This window comes from Sulfurovum sp. UBA12169 (genome assembly GCA_002742845.1).
Lineage (GTDB): Bacteria > Campylobacterota > Campylobacteria > Campylobacterales > Sulfurovaceae > Sulfurovum.
In genome coordinates this window covers 687280-705650 of record DLUH01000001.1, presented here as the reverse complement: position 1 = coordinate 705650, position 18371 = coordinate 687280, and the positions used below count along the sequence as shown (strand labels likewise).

Genomic DNA, 18371 nt, shown 5'->3' with positions numbered 1-18371 from the left:
TGAGTTTATATTCTTTCTTTTTTATTCCCCCTATTTATTTTTACTGTTTAGTTTTTTTAACACAAATTTTTTCTATTTATCTGCTCTTTTACCTTTTGCTTATGAATCGTTAACGCTTTATTAATCCTCATAGTTTATACTGTCATTAGAAAAGGCGATTTCTTCGGAGTTTTACTCCTTGTCCAAATTGTAATCCTTCCTTGTTTGTGCTTTTGGGAACGTCTTTTAGAATGTGTTTTTTAAGACTTTTTCTGCTTTTTTATTCATTTTTCTTTCAATAGATGCAAACTTACTTTACGCTAAAATACTTTCAATGATATCATATTGAGGAGATAACCATGTCTAAAAAAATTGCTTCTGCGAGAATCTCAGGAAAAAGCTCTCAGTTGCTACAGGATCTTAACAATTCTCTTCCTTTTGACAAAATGCTTTATCGTGAAGATATCGAAGGCTCAAAGGCGCACGCGTTTATGCTTGCCCAGCAGGGAATCATCTCTCAAGAAGACTATGGTCAGATCGAAACGGGACTTGTTGAGATACTTAAAGAAATAGAGTCCGGTATTTTTACTCTAGATGGTGAGGATGAAGATATTCATATGGCCGTAGAAGGGCGTTTGACGCAGAAGATAGGAGATGCAGGCAAGCGTCTGCATACTGCAAGAAGCCGAAATGACCAGGTGGCATTGGACTTTAGGCTTTACGTGCAGCGAAGCACGAAAGAGATTGCGGAATTTCTTTTGAAAAACATTACTACATTGATCAAGGTTGCCCAAGAGCATACCGAAACATTGCTTCCAGGCATGACGCATCTCCAGCATGCACAGCCTATTAATTTTGGGTATCATATGATAGCGTATGCGAGTATGTTCAGACGTGATTATGAGCGTTTTATAAGTTCGTATGAGCGGAACAACTATAGTCCGATTGGATGTGCGGCACTGGCAGGCACACCACATCCAATCGACAGAAAGATTACGGCTGAAAAACTGGGTTTTCGTGCGCCGACGCTCAACTGTCTTGATACGGTAAGCGACCGAGATTTTGCTTTGGAGATCCTCTTTAATATTGCAACGATGATGATGCATATAAGCCGCTTAAGTGAAGAATTGATTTTGTGGAGTGCAAGTGAATTTAGATGGGTAACACTGAGTGATCGCCACGCAACAGGAAGCTCTATTATGCCACAGAAGAAAAATCCGGATATTCCTGAATTATTAAGAGGGAAAACAGGACGCGTTAACGGCAATCTTGTGGGATTGCTCACAGTAATGAAAGGATTGCCTCTTGCATACAATAAGGATATGCAAGAAGATAAAGAGGGTGTTTTTGACTCTGTACGTACGGCCATTTTGTCTCTTCGTGTACTCGATGAGATGATTGCGGAGATGAAGGTCAACAAAGAGCAGATGGAGAAAGCTTGCATGGTAGGGCATCTGAGCGCTACAGATTTGGCGGATTATCTTGTAAGAGAGGCAGGACTTCCTTTCCGCGACGCATATCATATTACGGGCAATGTCGTAAATTTGGCAGAAGAGAAAAAATTGGATATTTCTGAACTCAGTTTGTCTGATTTGCAAAGCATTGATAAGCGCATAGGTGAAAATGTAATGATGCTGCTTGATAATCGAGCCTCAATGAATGCTCGTCATTCAGAAGGGGGTACTGCTACAATGAGAACTTTGGATCAGATAAAGGACTTAAAGGCCTGGCTACTTACACAAGGCTAAAGATATAAGCAGTAGGTAAAAAAGTTTGTAGACGGTTTTTGCTTCTTATTTTCATAAATAATATGTATCTAAGATAAATAATTTTTATAAAATTGAGGAATTTTGTTTTGGACAACAAATCAATAGATTTTTATCTTGAAAAATTAAAAAATGGTATGCGGGCCAACAAACATGTTAATAATGCGGATCTAGCAGACTATCTGAAAGTGATTAAGCATGAAGATGAGGAAAAATTTTTTGCTTACCTTGAACTGCTTCCTCTTGAAAAGAGAGCTGCAACTCTCATAGAGCTTCCATTACCATTTCAGATTGATTTTATCAAAGAGCATGATGCAGCATACTTGGCGCAGATAATTGAAGTGTTAGATAGCGATGATGCTACTGATTTGTACCAATCTGTCAGCAAAACCGATCGTCAGAAGAGCGATACATTATTTACTTTTTTAAAACATCGAACACAAGAAACGATCAAGCAGCTTACCTACTATCGCAGTAGCGAAGCCGGCTCTTTAATGCAAACTGAGATTTTTAAAGTTTCGAGCGATAAAACTGTAGATCAAGCCATAAAGATCTTAGCGAAGCTCAAAGAGCAGGGCATTGGTACAGTTCAAAGTGTATATGTGACTGACAGCAGAGGCAGGTTTATAAAAGCTATTTGCATCGATGATCTTCTTTTGGAAAAAACAGACGGTGTATTTTCTGAGATTATAAACAAATTTCCTATATCTTATAGTGTAATGCCTTATGATTCTATCAATAAAACGATCAATATGATGGTGAAGTATAGCCTTGCAAGTATAGCTGTTGTTGACGAGAAGGGTTATCTGCTGGGTCAGATTACCCACGATGATGCCGCGGCTGCTATGCAGAAAAGGGCAACAAAACAGATCTACAACCTTAATAAATTAAGCGAAAAAGAACATATTCTTGAGAGTTTTTCAAAAACAGGAAGAGCAAGATCGATTTGGCTTGCTATCAACCTGGTAAACGCAATAGTTGCTTCAATGGTGATAGGCGTATTTGAAGAGATACTTTTAACAATCGTTGCCTTAGCAGTTCTCATGCCGATAGTGGCCAATATGGCAGGTACGGCTTCTGTACAAACGATGACAGTAGTTATCCGACAAATGGCATTAGGAGAGATCAATCTTCATAAACTTCGTCCCGTCTTTATCAAAGAGTTAAAAATGGCCGCCGTAAACGGAATACTGTTTGGCATACTTAGTGCCATCGTTACCCAATTTTGGTTTAAAAATCAATATGTTTCTCTTTCAATCGGCTTATCTATGTTTGTAAGCTTTTTATTGGCCGGTTTCCTGGGAGTATCAGTCCCTCTTCTTCTTAAAAAAATGAGGTTTGACCCAGCTGTTGCCAGCTCTGTTGTTGTGATAACCTTAGTCGATATTATTGGTTTTTTTAGTTTTCTTTGGTTTGCACAGATGATTGCATTATGAGAGTAAAAGCAATCATTCATTCTTTGTTTCTGTTTCCATGTAAAATGCATATTTTAAATGAAGTTGTGTGCATCTTCGTGGGAATGATCCCATGTAAGTTGCCCTCCGCCCAACAGATGAAAATGAAGATGAAAGACCTCCTGCCCTCCATCTTGTCCATTATTGGTGATGAGCCTATATCCTGTTTCGTCTATGCCGACTTTTGTAGCAACTTCTTGAATAAAAATCGTTAATCCCCCCATCATTTCAGCACTGGCCTCTTGAAAACAATCTACATGTTGTTTGGGGATGATAAGGATATGCACAGGCGCCTTGGGATAGAGATCATGAAATGCTAAAAAGTGCTCATTCTCATGTACTGTATTATTGGGGATTTCTTTGTTAACAATTTTACAAAATATACACATAAATATAACCTTTATTTTACTACTTTTATGGAATTATAACACACATATATATCAATAAATCCCACTATTAGTTAGTTTTGGATAAAATCACATCCATCATAGAGAAATAAAAACGATACGATAAAAACATAGTTTTTAGAGCATGACTGGGCGTATAGACCTGCTGCTGAAGCGGATTGGTATCAGCATAGTGTGCAGAGCTTTGCGTTGTGGGTGTTTTGACAAATGGAGTGAAATGAAAAATTTAAAAGAAAAAATCATTCAAGCAGATTCGCTTGAGGGATTGGAAAAAGTGCGTATTGAATTATTTGGCAAAAAGGGACTGTTAGCCGCAGAGTTTGCTAAGCTTAAAGATGTTCCGGGTCCCGAGAAAAAAGCATTTGCAGAAGAGTTGAATGAAAATAAAGCAGCCCTACAGACCGCTTTTGATATCCAATATCAAATACTGAAGGTAAAAGAGATAGAAAGCATACTTCAAAGTGAAGCCATTGATGTTTCACTTTATAGTACACTTTCTGCGAAGGGTGCTTTGCATCCGGTTGCAGAGACAATGGATAGGATTATTGACTATTTTGTAGCCTTAAACTTTGCCGTTGAGAGCGGACCAATGATTGAAGATGATTTTCATAACTTTGAGGCTCTTAATCTTCCGAAATACCATCCTGCGAGAGATATGCAAGATACTTTCTACTTTAACGACGGCGGGCTTTTGCGTACTCATACTTCTCCTGTTCAGATACGCACAATGATGTCAACCAAGCCCCCCATTAGGATGATTGCCCCGGGTGCAGTGTTTCGCAGAGATTATGATCTTACGCATACACCGATGTTTCATCAGGTGGAGGGGCTTGTTGTGGAAGAGAAGGGAAAGGTAAGTTTCGCAAATCTAAAATCTATCTTAATAGACTTTTTGCGCTATATGTTTGGAGATGTCAAGGTGCGTTTTAGACCAAGCTTTTTCCCATTTACTGAACCTTCGGCAGAAGTGGATATCTCTTGTATTTTTTGCGAAGGCAAAGGTTGCAGAGTATGTTCGGGAACAGGCTGGCTTGAAGTTCTTGGATGCGGGATTGTAGATCCTAATGTATTTAAGGCAGTCGGCTATGAAGATGTCAGCGGTTATGCATTTGGTCTTGGAGTGGAGCGTTTCGCAATGCTGATGCATAAAATACCTGATTTAAGATCGCTATTTGAGGGAGATATTCGTTTGTTGGAGCAGTTTAGATGAGAGTGACAAGAAGTTGGTTAAATGAATTTATTGATCTAAGTGACATATCAAACGATAAACTCTATGAAACATTCAATGCAATTGGGCTTGAAGTAGAGAGTATGAAATCTATTGAAATACCCCAAAAAGTAGTTATAGGACGAATTCTTTCTTGTGAAAAGCATCCGGATGCAGATAAGCTTAATGTTTGCCAGATAGATGTAGGTTTGGGGATTAGGCAGATTGTGTGCGGAGCTGCAAATGTGATCAATGCAGAATATGTCGCAGTGGCAATGATAGGAGCAGTCTTGCCGGGTGATTTCAATATTAAACATGCCAAGCTTAGAGGCGTAGAGAGTGAAGGAATGGTATGTTCTGCTTCAGAGCTTGGATTGCCTTCTCTGGGCGAAGGGATCATGATTCTTGATGAAAGTATCGGCAAGCTTGAAGCAGGAAATGAACTCGGTGCGTATGAAAAAATGGCAGATACGATTATTGAACTTGAGTTGACTGCAAATAGAGGTGATTGCTTGAGCGTTTATGGCGTAGCAAGAGATTTAAGCGTTGCATTGGATAAAGAATTGAAATCTTTTAGTTATAAACAAGAAGAGAAGATGAAGCTTGGTATTGCCAGGGAAGCAGAGATTCATACCGATGGTATAATGGAGGCAAACCTGAGGTATAAGCTGGCTACCGTAGAAACAAAAAAAAATAGCTTTATTGTGCAGTTGCGTTTAGCTTTGGTCGGGATAGAAGCGCAAGGCATTATAGGGGGGATGGTTGCATATGCAACACATGCAACCGGAGTAATATTGCGCGCTTATGACAGTGCTTGTTTTCGCAATGAAACAGACAAGATAGTTGTTAGGCCCGTAGCTGTTAAAAAAGGTATTATTGAAATAAGTAGCAATGGGATGCCTTTGAGTATTGTGGGTGTCAGTCAAGAGAAAAAATGTATAGCCAATGACGCAACCAGACAAATTCTTTTTGAGGCTAGCTATATAAATCCCGATATTCTCGTTGAAGCTGTTTTTGCGGGTTCTTTGGCCAAAGATGAACTCTACTATAAAACTTCAAGAGGAAGCAATCCTGATCTTTCTTTTGGCCTTATGTACTTAGCTTTTTTGATGGATCAATATAGTGAAATTAATTGTTACGAAGGATCTTTGGATGTAGACGCCGAGCATGAAAAAACGATCCTTCGTGTCACCGCAGATGAAATTTGCCAAATTGTAGGACAAAAAGTAGAAACCAACAAAATGATTACTATTTTAAGGCATTTGGGCTTTGAAATCAATGTTATAGGGGATCATTTGATTACAGCCGAGGTGCCGCTCTTTAGGCATGATATTACCAATATTCAAGATATTGCAGAAGAGATAGTGCGTATCATAGGAATTAACAATATACAAGCAAAACCATTGGCATTTTTTGAAAGAAATCGCCTAAACAGCACATCCAATAAATATGAAATAAAAAAATCACTAAGAAACCGTGCGGTCAGTGTTGGATTTTATGAAAACGTTTCTTATGTATTTGGTGAAAAATCCGCATTGGAATGTTATGGTTTTTCTACGGTAGAAGAAAGACTGGATCTTTCAAATCCTATTGTTGAAGAGTTAAATACCCTAAGAAGTACAATTTTAATAAATCTTCTTAATGCGGTAAAACGCAATGTGAACTATACTAAAAAATCTATTCCTCTTTTTGAAATAGGCTATGTTTTTGGAAGCAGACGCGAACAAAAAGAGGTTCTTTCTTTTGTTTTTTCCGGTCAAATAAGCAATGAAAATGTCAGCAATAGCGGAAAACCAAAAATGATTGATTTTACTTCTTTTGTACAAAAAGTAGGAGCTGTGATTGGTGTTTTTGAACTAATGCCTTGCACATATAAAAACGGCTTATTGCATCCATATCAATCTGCAGACATTCTGGTGAATGGAAAAGTATGCGGATTTTTAGGTAAATTGCATCCTAGCGTACAGCAAAGCTACGGCATTCCCGATACTTTTTTTGCAGAATTGGATTTTGACGCATTGATGCCCAAGCACATAAATGCCAAATCAATTTCTAAATTTCAAGGGGTATATAAAGACTTAAGCGTCGTGATAGATAAACAAATTTCTTATTATGAAGTGGCTAAAGTGCTTCGCTCTTTAGTGTTGCCACTGCTTAAAGATATCTATCCGGTTGATATCTACGAGGATGAAAAGCTGGGTGATAAAAAAAGTTTAACAATGCGTTTCTTTATCCAATCGATGGAAAAAACACTTCAAGAGAGTGAGATAGAAACTGTTATTACCCAGATTATGGAAATTCTTAAAAAAGAATGTAAGGCAGAACTGAGATGAAAGTAGCACATATAGCACCAATACAAAAAACATTTAAGCTGGTGTGTGATGATATCGCAGCAGACAAGTCAATCTCTCATCGATGTGCTATATTTTCTTTATTGAGCGACAAGCCTTCGCACATACGTAATTTTCTTTTGGGCGAAGATACACTGAACTCTTTAAAAATAGCATCACAGCTGGGGGCACATGTACAAAGGGAAGGATCGGATGTAGTTATTGCGCCGCCTGCAAAACTCGCTGAACCTGACGATGTTCTTGATTGCGGAAATGCTGGAACGGGTATGCGATTGTATTGTGGTTTGCTTGCGGGAGTAAAGGGTAATTTTGTTCTTACGGGGGATAAGTACCTGCGCCACCGTCCTATGAGCCGAGTCGTCAAACCTTTGCGTGAAGTGGGAGGCAAGATAGACGGGAGAGAAAATGGCAATTTGGCCCCACTTTGTATCAGGGGACAGGCCTTGAGACCTTTTCGCTACGAATCTCCTGTAGATTCTGCACAGGTTAAATCCGCACTTATTCTTGCTGCACTGGGAGCGGATGGAAAAAGCTATTATAAAGAGGCGTTGCTTAGCCGCGACCATACGGAGCGCATGCTTCAGGGTATGGGCGCAAGTATTGTATTGCAAAAAGACGGATGGATAGAGATTTCTCCGATAAAGACACCTTTAAATCCTTTAAATATGACTGTCCCGGCTGATCCTTCCAGCGGATTTTTCTTTGCCGTGGCTGCAGCAATTACGCCGGATGCTTCTGTGACAATCAAAAATGTAACACTCAATCCTACACGAATCGAAGCCTATAAGGCACTGGAACGCATGGGGGCAGAAATAATATATGCGGTTCGAGAAAATATTTATGAACCGATTGGCGATATTCACGTAAGTTACAATGGCAAATTAGAGGCCATTGATATTGAAAATCATATTGCATGGTTGATAGATGAGCTTCCTGCGCTTGCTATTGCTATGGCCAGTGCAAAAGGTATAAGCCGTGTACACAATGCGCATGAGCTGCGGGTCAAAGAGAGCGATCGTATCTCTTCGGTACTAAACGGACTCAATGCGTGCGGAATCGAAACAGTTGAATATGAAGACGGATATGAGATCGTAGGCGGAAAAATTCATAGAGCAAAAATAAACAGTTGCGGAGACCACCGAATAGCCATGAGTTTTGCAATTGCAGGGTTATTGGACGGTATGGCGATAGAAGATATTGCATGCATAGATACTTCTTTCCCTAATTTCTTTGCTATTCTTTCCCAAATAACAAAGGTAAGCCTATGAAGATTCAATTGGCATCCAGTTATGGGTTTTGTTTTGGTGTAAAAAGAGCCATTAAAATCGCAGAAGAATACAAGGGAAGCAAGACTTATGGTCCGCTCATTCACAATAAGGATGAGATTGATCGTCTTAAAAAAGGATTTCAGATTGGATTGGCAGAAAAATTTGATGAAATCAATCCCGATGATGCAGTGGTGATTCGTACACATGGCATTCCAAAGCATGAATTGGCTCAGCTTAAAGCACAAAAAAATACCATCATAGATGCTACATGCCCTTATGTAACAACGCCTCAGAAAATTGTTGAAAAGATGAGCCGAAAAGGATACAGCATTGTGATTTTCGGGGATCAAAATCATCCTGAAATCAAAGGCGTAGTCAGCTATGCACAAGATCAGCGCAATGCCTTTGTCGTCCTTGATGAAAAAGACCTTGAAGGATTGCCGATTTTAGGCAAAGTGGCTTTGGTAGCCCAGACAACAAGAAAGCCGGAAGATTTTTTCAAAATTGTTAATGCGCTAATTTTAAATCATAAAGAAGTCAGGGTATTTAATACTATCTGTAATGCTACATTTGAAAATCAAGATGCAGCCGCCGAGTTGGCTAAAAAAGCCGATATCATGATTGTAATAGGCGGCAAACACTCTTCCAATACCAAACAGCTTCATTCTATTTGCAAAACGTATTGCCATAGCAGCTATCTTGTGGAGAATGAGCAGGAGCTGGATAAATCCTGGTTTGAAAATAAAGAACTTTGCGGTATTTCTGCGGGGGCCTCAACTCCCGATTGGGTTGTCCAGAATGTAATCGATAAGATTAAATCGATGAAAAAAATAGAAGATTAAGTAATTTAAATAAAAAATAGTATAATAACGTAAAATTAGGCACACATAAGGATAGGTATGAAGTTCGAAGATATCGAAATAGAAGATGTAGATTTTGAAGCGATGCTTGAGGAGTCGTTTAAAAAATCAGAATCAAAAAATGATTTAGTGACAGGTACTATTGTTAGAATAGATGAAAAAGAAGACCAAGCAATCGTAGATATTGGAGGCGGCAGAGACGCGAGTCTTCCGCTTTGCGAATTAAAAGATAAAGTAGGGAATCTTACGTTCAAAGAGGGCGATAGTATTAGTGTGGTAACATTGGGAAGAGGCAAAATATCTCATACTATGGCACAAAACAGAGTAGCACTAAATGAATTTATTTCTGAGTATGATGATGAGCAAGAATATATCATTGAAGGCACAATAACCAAAAAAAATAAAGGCGGTTATGTTGTAGATTGCGACGGACTGGAATTCTTTATGCCGCGCACACTTTCTTATCTCTCTTCTAAAACTGATCCTATGGGCAAAAAAGTAAAAGCTGTTATCGTAAAAGTAGACAAAGAAAAAGGTTCAGTTGTTGTTTCCAGAAAAGAATTGATTGAGCGAGATAAAAGTAAAAATGATGAAATCGTTTCAGCACTTCTTGAAAACAAAGAACCGGTTGTCGGCACCATCAAAAAAATTACCAGTTATGGTATGTTTGTAGACGTGGGAGGCATGGACGGTCTTGTCCATTATTCTCAAATTTCACACAAAGGTCCCGTAAATCCGTCTAAATATTTTCAGGAAGGCGATGAGGTTCACGTTATTGCGCTTGACTACGATAAAAAGAAAAAACATCTTTCTCTTTCCATCAAAGACGCAAACCTTGATCCTTGGTCAGATATCGATTCGATTATCGGCGTAGGCGATACCGTAACAGCAACAGTAAGCAATATTGAACCGTATGGCGTGTTTGTAGATTTGGGTGAAGATCTTGAGGCATTCTTGCATGTTTCTGAAATTTCATGGGATAAAAATGTAAAACATCCCAAAGATTATCTTGTAAATGGTCAAGAGATCAACGTAGAGGTAATTGAAATTGACAAAGAAGGCAGAAGGCTGAGAGTAAGTCTTAAAAACCTTCTTCCTAAACCAATGGACGCCTTTGCCTCCGAATATAAATTGGGCGATGTTGTAAAAGGCTTTGTAACTTCTATTACTGACTTCGGCGCTTTTGTAAAAGTAGGGACGGTAGAAGGATTATTGCATAATCAAGAAATCTCATGGGATAAGGCTCAAAATGCAAAATCAACTCTTAAGGTCGGTGATGAGGTTGAGGTAAAAATTATTAAGATAGATAAGGACGCAGGGAAGATTTCTCTGAGCAAAAAAGCATTAGAGACTTCACCTATAAAAGCATTTGCCCAAACGCATAAAATAGGATCTATTGTAACGGGTATCGTAAAAGATAAAAAAGAGTTTGGCGTATTTATTTCTCTTCAAGACAATATAGATGCGCTCATAAGAACAGAAGATCTTCATCCGCTTAAATTTGATGAAATTGAAAAAGGACAAGAGATTAAGGGTGTGATAAGTTTTATTGACGCAAATAACGATAAAATCAGAGTTTCCGTAAAAAGATTAGAGCGCCAAGAAGAAAGAGAGGCCATGGAGCAGCTCAATATGGATCAAGACGACAGCATGACATTGGGTGATGCATTTAAAGAACAATTTAAAAAATAAGAGGCGATACCATGTCAAAGATTACTATTGTTGTTTGTGATCATATCCATCAGAAAGGATTAGATATTTTAAGTGGTGATGCTGATATTGAAATGATCAATGCAGCAGATGAACCCAAAGACAAGTTGGTAACGCAGATACTTCCTCTTGCCGATGTGGCAATTACACGTTCATCCACAGATGTGGATGAGTTTTTTCTTACGCACGCAGCTAAAATAAAAGCTGTAGTAAGAGCAGGCGTAGGTGTTGATAATGTTGACATTGACGGATGCAGTAAAAGAGGAATCGTTGTGATGAATGTTCCTACGGCAAATACTATCGCTGCAGTGGAACTTACGATGACACATATGCTTTCGTGCGTGAGAACATTTCCTTACGCACACAATAATCTCAAAATTGACCGTATATGGAGAAGACAAGATTGGTATGGTACTGAACTCAAAGATAAAAAGCTTGGTATTATAGGATTTGGAAACATAGGATCACGCGTCGGAAAAAGAGCTAAAGCCTTTGAAATGGATGTGATTGCCTATGATCCCTATATCGATTCGTCTAAAGTGACAAACGAAGATATTGTGTACACTAAAAATTTTGATGATATTTTGGCGTGCGATATCATTACGATACACACACCAAAAACCGAAGAGACCATTGGCATGATCGGAAAAGAAGAGATTGCCAAAATGAAAGACGGCGTAATTCTTATCAACTGTGCAAGAGGCGGTCTTTATAACGAAGAAGCTCTTCTTGAAGGACTTAAATCTAAAAAAATTGCAATGGCCGGGATTGATGTATTTGACAAAGAGCCTGCCATAGATCATCCGTTATTGGATTTAAATAATGTGACAGTGACGCCTCACTTGGGTGCAAATACTAAAGAATCGCAAGAAAATATTGCAATACAAGCGGCAGAAAATGCAATAGCTTCTGCAAAAGGGATTGCTTATCCGAATGCGCTGAATTTGCCGATCAAAGAAAATGAATTACCTGATTTTGTAAGACCATATCTTGAACTTATACAAAAAATGGGTCACTTATCAGCACAAGTGAAAAAAAGTGCTGTAAAATCTATTAAGGTAATGGCAAAAGGTGAGATTGCAGAGTATATTGAATCTATGGGTACATTTGCCACAGTGGGTGTACTGACAGAATCTCTGGCAGACCAAGTTAATTACGTTAATGCTGAATTCGTTGCGGCCGAGCGCGGAATATCGATCAGCAAAGAGATTAAACCCAACACCAGCGGATTTACCAACATTGTCATCATTAAATTGACCACAGAACAGGGCACTATCAGTATAGCGGGTACTGTATTTGATGGAAGTGTACAGCGTATTGTTGAAATTGATGATTATGATTTGGATGTTGAGCCAAAAGGAACTATGATTTTCTTTAGAAATACAGATACTCCCGGAGTTATCGGCGATGTCGGTAGAATTTTGGCACAAAACGGTCTTAATATTTCTGATTTTAGATTGGGAAGAGATACCAAGAAGCAAGCCCTTGCTGTTGTACGAGTTGACGGAAAAGTCAGCAAAAAAGTTCTGGAAGAACTTTCTGCTTTGAAGGCGTGCATCAGCGTTGCGCATGCGACACTTTAAAGAGATCGGCGGAGACGTCCGCTCGATTGTTTTATCTAAAATACTTATCATTCTTGCTTTCCTTAATTAACACAATATATTTTCTTCGATATAATTCTCTTCTTGTATAGTGTTTTATCCGGCATAGGAAAATGGTTTTATTTATGCTGCGACCAATCTGAAACCATAAGGGAGTGTTGAATGAAAAGGTATTTGATCTTTTTGCTTGCGATACCGCTTTTTGCCGGTATGGAACATTTAAGTTTACAGCAGGCGCTGGACATGCTAAAAAAGAACAACCTGGAGTTGAAAATCTCACAGTTTGAATCCCAAATGAAAATGTATGAAGCCAAAGCGGCCAAAGGGCACAACTACGGAACGCTTGATGCCACCGTATCGGCTATGCGGTCCAATGACGCGGGCAATGTATTTGGGTTTAAGCTGCAAAGCCGTGAAGCAGATTTTGGAGATTTTGGTGCAGATGAATTTATGAATAATTTTGGAAATTGTCAAGGTGGGGATATGCAAGCATGTGAAGATATGTACAATAAGCCACCCAGTAGTTTAAATTATCCCGAAGCGCGCAATCACTACCAAACCAAACTCTCCTACATGTTGCCCCTTTATACCGGCGGCAAATTGACCGAATACGGACGTATTACCCAGTCGCTTTACCGTATGAGCCAATATGATACTCAGAAACTTCTCAATGAAAAAATATTTCAAACCAAAAAAGCATTTTATGATATCTCTTTGGTTGAAAACTATATTTACAATCTTTCAAAGATCATGCAAAATATCGATAAACTCGAAGACGTCGTAAGATCTATGCATAAAGAAGGGTATGCACAAAATATTGATGTGCTTGAAGTCGAAGCACGCAAAGCAGAAGCGCAAAGTATGCTCAATCAGGCAAAACTCAACAAAGATCTGGCCTATCAGTTTCTCTCTTTTTTACTCAATACGGAAGTTAGTTCTATAAGAAAAATTGATGAGATGGCGCCTATGCCTCGAATCAATGTTGCTGAAATCGAATCAAACAATATTGATATCCAAAAAGCATTATTGGGACTGCAAATTACCCAGATGGCACTTAATGTGGAAAAATCAAATTTCCTTCCTACGGTTGGTGCATTTGCAGAATATGGAAGCGCCGACAATAGATTGTGGAATGAATTTTTAGACAAAGATGCCTACACATTTGGTGTGCAGTTTAAATGGAATTTGTTTAACGGAGGAGTAGATGCCGCCAATCTCGAAAAAGCAAAGGTCAACTATCTCAAAGTGCAAGATCAGGTGGCTTTAGCTAAAAGCGGTATTGCCTTGCAGGTAAAAAAATTACAAACCGAAATTTTAAGCAAATCCTCTGATGTCAAGAATTACAAAAAACAGCTAAGTTTTGCAAAAAAAGTGTACGAAAACTATCATGCCCGATATAAAGAGGGATTGGTTTCAATTTCGGATTTATTGATGAAGCAATCCAAAGAGCTTGAGATGCTGCTTAAGCTCTTGACCGTTGAAAATGAGCGCAATACCAAGATTTTTGAATTAAACAGCATCTTAAATGCAGGAGAGAATGTATGAAAAAAATAATTTTAATGTCGGCTTTGGTCTTCTTGGCAACGGTTGTGCAGGCCGTGGAGATTAATTTGAGCGGGAGTGTGATTTCAGACAATCAAAAAATGATCACAAGCCGATATATGGGGTATGTAAAAAATATGGCAGTATCCGAAGGCGAAATTGTCAAAAAAGGGCAGCTGCTTTATGAAATCGACTCCATAGAGATAGAAGCGGCAGAACGACAGGTTGATTTAGCTATATCCCAAGCTAGGCTCGCCTTACAAATGAACGCAAATCAATACAATAATGTACTTACCAATCTTGCAAGGCATGAAAGGCTTTATGCAAAAAAAATGGTTTCAAAGTATGAACTTGAAACGTTGCAGCTTGCAGCAAAAAATCTTCAAGATATGGTGAAGATCGCACAAGAGCAGGTCCAGCAGGCTTTGGCTAAAAAAGATGAAGTTTTAAATCAGTACAACTACCTTAAAGTGCAAGCGCCCAATGCAGGAGTGATTGTCTCCAAAAAACTCAATGAAGGAGAGATGGCGATACCGGGTATGCCTGCGGTGGTGCTTACGGATTTGAGCAAACTAAAAATCCTCGCAGAGATAAGCGAAACCGATCTAAAATATATCGAACTCGGCAAAGAAGTTTCTATCGAGATTCCTTCTATCGGATTGAAAACTATCGGCAAAATCAGTTCTATTATTCCAAGCTCCAATCCTATGACGCATAAATTTACAATCAAGATGACTTTCGATTTACAAGAACAATCCGTTTATCCCGGCATGTATGCAAAAGTCATGATAAATGGTTAGGAAGCAATATGGATGCTAAAAATGAATATCGAGTAACTGATGTTGCGGGAAAACTTGCCAAAGGGTTTTTGCGCAATCCTTTGACGGCTGTATTGGGTGTCTTTCTTTTGCTTATGGGATATTTGGCACTCAGTATCATGCCCAGAGAAGAGGATCCGCAAATTGCTATATCCGGAGGAGCAGTGATCGTGGCGATGCCGGGGGCATCGCCAAAAGAGATAGAAAATATTATCATTAATCCATTGGAAAGAAAACTCAGAGAGATTCGCGGAATAGAACATATTTATGGCATGGCTATGGATAATGTAGGGATTGTCAATGTTATGTATTATATAGGAGAAGACAGAGAAGACTCAAATCTGAAGCTGTATGATAAGGTAATGCAAAATATGGATGAGATGCCAAAAGGAGTAATGCAGCCTTTGATAAAACCGTTTGATATCGATATCGATATCCCTATCGTTACGGTGGCTTTTTATCCCAAGGCGGACTCGCAAGTAGATGATGTTACGCTTTTTAACAAAGTCAGAAATATACAGCAAAAATTAAATGCCATTGATAATGTAGCCAAAACTACCCTCAGCGGCGCCCATAAGGCACAGTACAATGTGCAGGTGGACATAGGAAAACTTTCGGCATACAATTTGTCTTTGGGGCAAATCATGAAAGCGGTGCAGTCTGTTGCTGTGGATGTGCCTGATGTAAAAAGCAGAACACATGAAGGGAAATTAGTTATTTTTGGTGTTGAAAACGCTATTGAGAGCGTAGAAGATGTAGGCAATGTGATTGTTGCGCAATATATGGGATCTCCGATTTACCTTAAAGATGTGGCCGCTGTAACCAAGGGCATAGATATTCAAAATTTCAAAGAAGCCAAAATACTGTATAAAACAGAAGCAGGCGGTGCGAAAATAACTTCTCTAGCAAAGCAGATTACGCTTACTGTAGCAAAACTGGCGGGGACAAATGCCGTTTTTGTTTCAGAGGATGTGGTGAAAGTACTCAAGGCGCATGAAAAAGAATTTTCTGATGCGGGAATAGGATATCTGGTCACCAGAAACTATGGACACAGGGCAAATGAAGCAGTAAATGAGCTTATGCATCACTTGATTATTACTATTTTTATTATTGCTTTTATGTTGGTATTTGCACTGGGATGGAGAGAGTCTTTGATTGTAACATTTACAGTACCGGCCATTTTGGCAATTACTCTTTTTATCGCCTATTTATCGGGACAAACGATTAACAGAATTACCCTTTTTGCTTTTCTCCTTTCATTGGGATTATTGGTAGATGCCGCTATTATTGTGATTGAAAATATACATAGACATTTACACAGCCATGAAGCAGAGAGCAAGGAGATGGATGAATTGCTGATAGAGGCAACCGATGAGATCGGTGCACCGACAAATATAGCGACTTTGGCAATTATTTTAACGATGGTTCCAATGGCATTTGTTGGCGGAATGATGGGTTCTTTTATGAAGCCTATCCCGTATAATGTTCCTGTTGCTTTGCTTGCGTCACTGGGAGTGGCTTATATTTTTACACCTTATTTGAGTTTAAAGCTTCTTAAAAAACCAAAAGCAGGAGACAATCATCATAAAATACAAGAAAACAAAGGAGAAGATCAATGAAAAAACTAGAACAATTTATTTATAATATTTTAGATAAAAAATCTAAAAAAATGCTCGTAATTGTTTTAACTGTTTTTGCATTTTTCGGTTCTTTGTTGATGTTTCCTGCGCAACTGGTTTTGGCAAAAATGCTGCCGGGGAAAAGCGACAATACGTTTTCTGTCTATGTCGATACGCCTGCGGGCAGCTCAATTGAGCAGACAAAAAATGTTTGCAGCTGTGTAGTTGATTTTTTGCAAAAAGAGAAAGAAGTGATGAATATTGAACTTTTTTTGGGTCAAGGAATCCCGCTTGATTATGCAGGGCTTGTAAAAGGAACAGGCATGAAGGGTACTGAAAATGTTGCTGAAATTTCTGTGAATTTGACAGACAAGCACCAAAGAGATGAGCCTTCATTTTTAATGACACAGCGCCTAAGACCTTTAGTGAAAGACAAATGCGAAAAATTAGTACCCCAAACTACAATTAAATTCATTGAGCAGCCGGCAGGACCTCCAACGATGGCATCCATTGTTGTAGAGGTGTATGGAGAAAATCTTAATGAAATCAGGAAAATTTCAACCAATGTGGCGGATATTCTTTCAAAAACGAAGGGATTGGTTGATGTGGATATGATGGCAGATGAGATCTATAGCAAATATGAATTGGTGCCCGATAAAGAGAAGATTGCCAGAAGCGGATTGAGCGTTGAGCAGGTAAATAATATTTTGTATCTTGCATTTGAAGGTATGGTGATTGCTCATAAAAATGCCAAAGACTTCCCTGATCAAATACCTATATTTTTAGTATTAGATAAAGAAAGCAAGCAATTGCGATCAGATGAAAAAGAGATTTTGCAAAGCAAGATCTCTTCTTTGAACCTTATGAATACAGAAGGAATGCTTGTGCCTCTAAGTGAGGTTGTTACGATTAGAAAAGCGGACTCAAGTCCCATGATTATGCATAAAAATCTCAATCGAATGATCAATGTAATTGCAGAAACAGACATGGTGTCGCAGGTTTATCCTTTGCTTGATGCAAGAGAAAAAATGATGGCGTATTTTGCAAAAGAGTATGAGGTAAACAAAGAGCCCGGAATATCGACATATATGTTTGACTTGCATTTGACGGATAAAAAAACGGGTGAAAAGTTTCTTTTGCGTTGGGACGGAGAGATGAAAGTGACTTTGGATACTTTCAGGGATCTTGGCGCTGCTTTTATAGCTGCTTTAGTTTTGATTTTCTTGCTTTTGGTTGTTTACTATAAAAGCTTTGCTCTTAGCGGAATTATTTTGCTTGGCTCATTCCTTTCTCTGATTGGAGTGATCGTGGGGCACTGGGTAGCCAATTGGTTTACCTCGGAAACGTTTTTTTTAACGGCAACCTCTTTGATAGGGTTTATTGCATTGATGGGGATTAGTTCTCGCAATTCATTGCTCTTGATTGATTTTGCAAAATCATTAATGCAATGCCATGGAATGTCAAAACGTCATGCGATTGCCGTAGCTACCGCGACAAGGGCCAAACCTATTGCCTTGACGGCCGTAGCAATCATATTGGGTTCTGCCTTGTTGGCAAGTGACCCTATTTTTGGCGGACTTGGCGTCGCGTTGATCTCGGGAACGGTGGCGGCTGTTTTTGTTTCATTATTCTTCGTTCCTATTTTGATGGATAATACAAAAGCTATGGATTTTAAACCGGCAGATCATTGTGATATAAACAATATATCAATTACCAAATAATTTTTTTATCGGCTTTCTCTTGTTTGATGGAGGCGCCCTTATAATTTGATTTAACCAAGCATCTGCTA

The 18371-nt window shown here is 38.8% G+C and carries 13 protein-coding genes; 12 read left to right on the top strand and 1 reads right to left on the bottom strand.

The window, feature by feature from the left end:
* Positions 1-338 precede the first annotated feature (338 nt).
* Together argH and CFH81_03625 are read left to right on the top strand one after the other, a co-directional pair.
* A complete protein-coding gene (argH, locus tag CFH81_03630) occupies positions 339-1727 on the top strand; it encodes an argininosuccinate lyase (protein ID DAB41393.1) in 1389 nt (462 codons plus the stop codon).
* A gap of 107 nt (positions 1728-1834) precedes the next feature.
* Positions 1835-3181 (top strand): hypothetical protein, encoded by a 1347-nt coding sequence (locus CFH81_03625; protein ID DAB41392.1) that lies wholly within the window; start codon positions 1835-1837, stop codon positions 3179-3181.
* Positions 3182-3234: 53 nt separating this feature from the next.
* Here CFH81_03625 and CFH81_03620 read toward each other — a convergent pair whose 3' ends face one another.
* Positions 3235-3588, bottom strand: coding sequence for a histidine triad nucleotide-binding protein (locus tag CFH81_03620; protein DAB41391.1), 354 nt, complete (start codon positions 3586-3588; stop codon positions 3235-3237).
* 235 nt (positions 3589-3823) lie between these two features.
* Between CFH81_03620 and CFH81_03615 the strand changes: the two genes are divergently transcribed.
* The 10 genes from CFH81_03615 to CFH81_03570 all read left to right on the top strand — a co-directional run bounded on the left by CFH81_03615 (position 3824) and on the right by CFH81_03570 (position 18303).
* A complete protein-coding gene (locus tag CFH81_03615; GenBank protein ID DAB41390.1) occupies positions 3824-4816 on the top strand; it encodes a phenylalanine--tRNA ligase subunit alpha in 993 nt (330 codons plus the stop codon).
* The gene (locus CFH81_03610; GenBank protein DAB41389.1) at positions 4813-7146 is read left to right on the top strand and encodes a phenylalanine--tRNA ligase subunit beta; all 2334 of its coding nucleotides are present in this window, start codon (positions 4813-4815) and stop codon (positions 7144-7146) included. Before CFH81_03615 ends, CFH81_03610 begins: the two co-directional genes overlap by 4 nt.
* Entirely contained in the window at positions 7143-8432 is a 1290-nt protein-coding gene (aroA, locus tag CFH81_03605; GenBank protein ID DAB41388.1) for a 3-phosphoshikimate 1-carboxyvinyltransferase, read from the top strand. Before CFH81_03610 ends, aroA begins: the two co-directional genes overlap by 4 nt.
* Positions 8429-9274 (top strand): 4-hydroxy-3-methylbut-2-enyl diphosphate reductase, encoded by an 846-nt coding sequence (locus tag CFH81_03600; protein DAB41387.1) that lies wholly within the window; start codon positions 8429-8431, stop codon positions 9272-9274. Before aroA ends, CFH81_03600 begins: the two co-directional genes overlap by 4 nt.
* A 57-nt stretch (positions 9275-9331) precedes the next feature.
* Positions 9332-10984: a 30S ribosomal protein S1 gene (locus CFH81_03595; protein DAB41386.1), complete on the top strand. Its 1653-nt coding sequence runs from the start codon at positions 9332-9334 to the stop codon at positions 10982-10984.
* A gap of 11 nt (positions 10985-10995) precedes the next feature.
* Positions 10996-12585, top strand: coding sequence for a phosphoglycerate dehydrogenase (locus CFH81_03590; GenBank protein DAB41385.1), 1590 nt, complete (start codon positions 10996-10998; stop codon positions 12583-12585).
* 180 nt (positions 12586-12765) lie between these two features.
* Positions 12766-14148, top strand: coding sequence for a transporter (locus CFH81_03585; GenBank protein ID DAB41384.1), 1383 nt, complete (start codon positions 12766-12768; stop codon positions 14146-14148).
* The gene (locus tag CFH81_03580) at positions 14145-14945 is read left to right on the top strand and encodes an efflux transporter periplasmic adaptor subunit (protein ID DAB41383.1); all 801 of its coding nucleotides are present in this window, start codon (positions 14145-14147) and stop codon (positions 14943-14945) included. The genes CFH81_03585 and CFH81_03580 overlap by 4 nt, the downstream gene beginning before the upstream one ends.
* Before the next feature lie 8 nt (positions 14946-14953).
* The gene (locus CFH81_03575; GenBank protein ID DAB41382.1) at positions 14954-16582 is read left to right on the top strand and encodes a multidrug transporter AcrB; all 1629 of its coding nucleotides are present in this window, start codon (positions 14954-14956) and stop codon (positions 16580-16582) included.
* Entirely contained in the window at positions 16579-18303 is a 1725-nt protein-coding gene (locus tag CFH81_03570) for a multidrug transporter AcrB (protein ID DAB41381.1), read from the top strand. Before CFH81_03575 ends, CFH81_03570 begins: the two co-directional genes overlap by 4 nt.
* Positions 18304-18371: the final 68 nt, after the last annotated feature.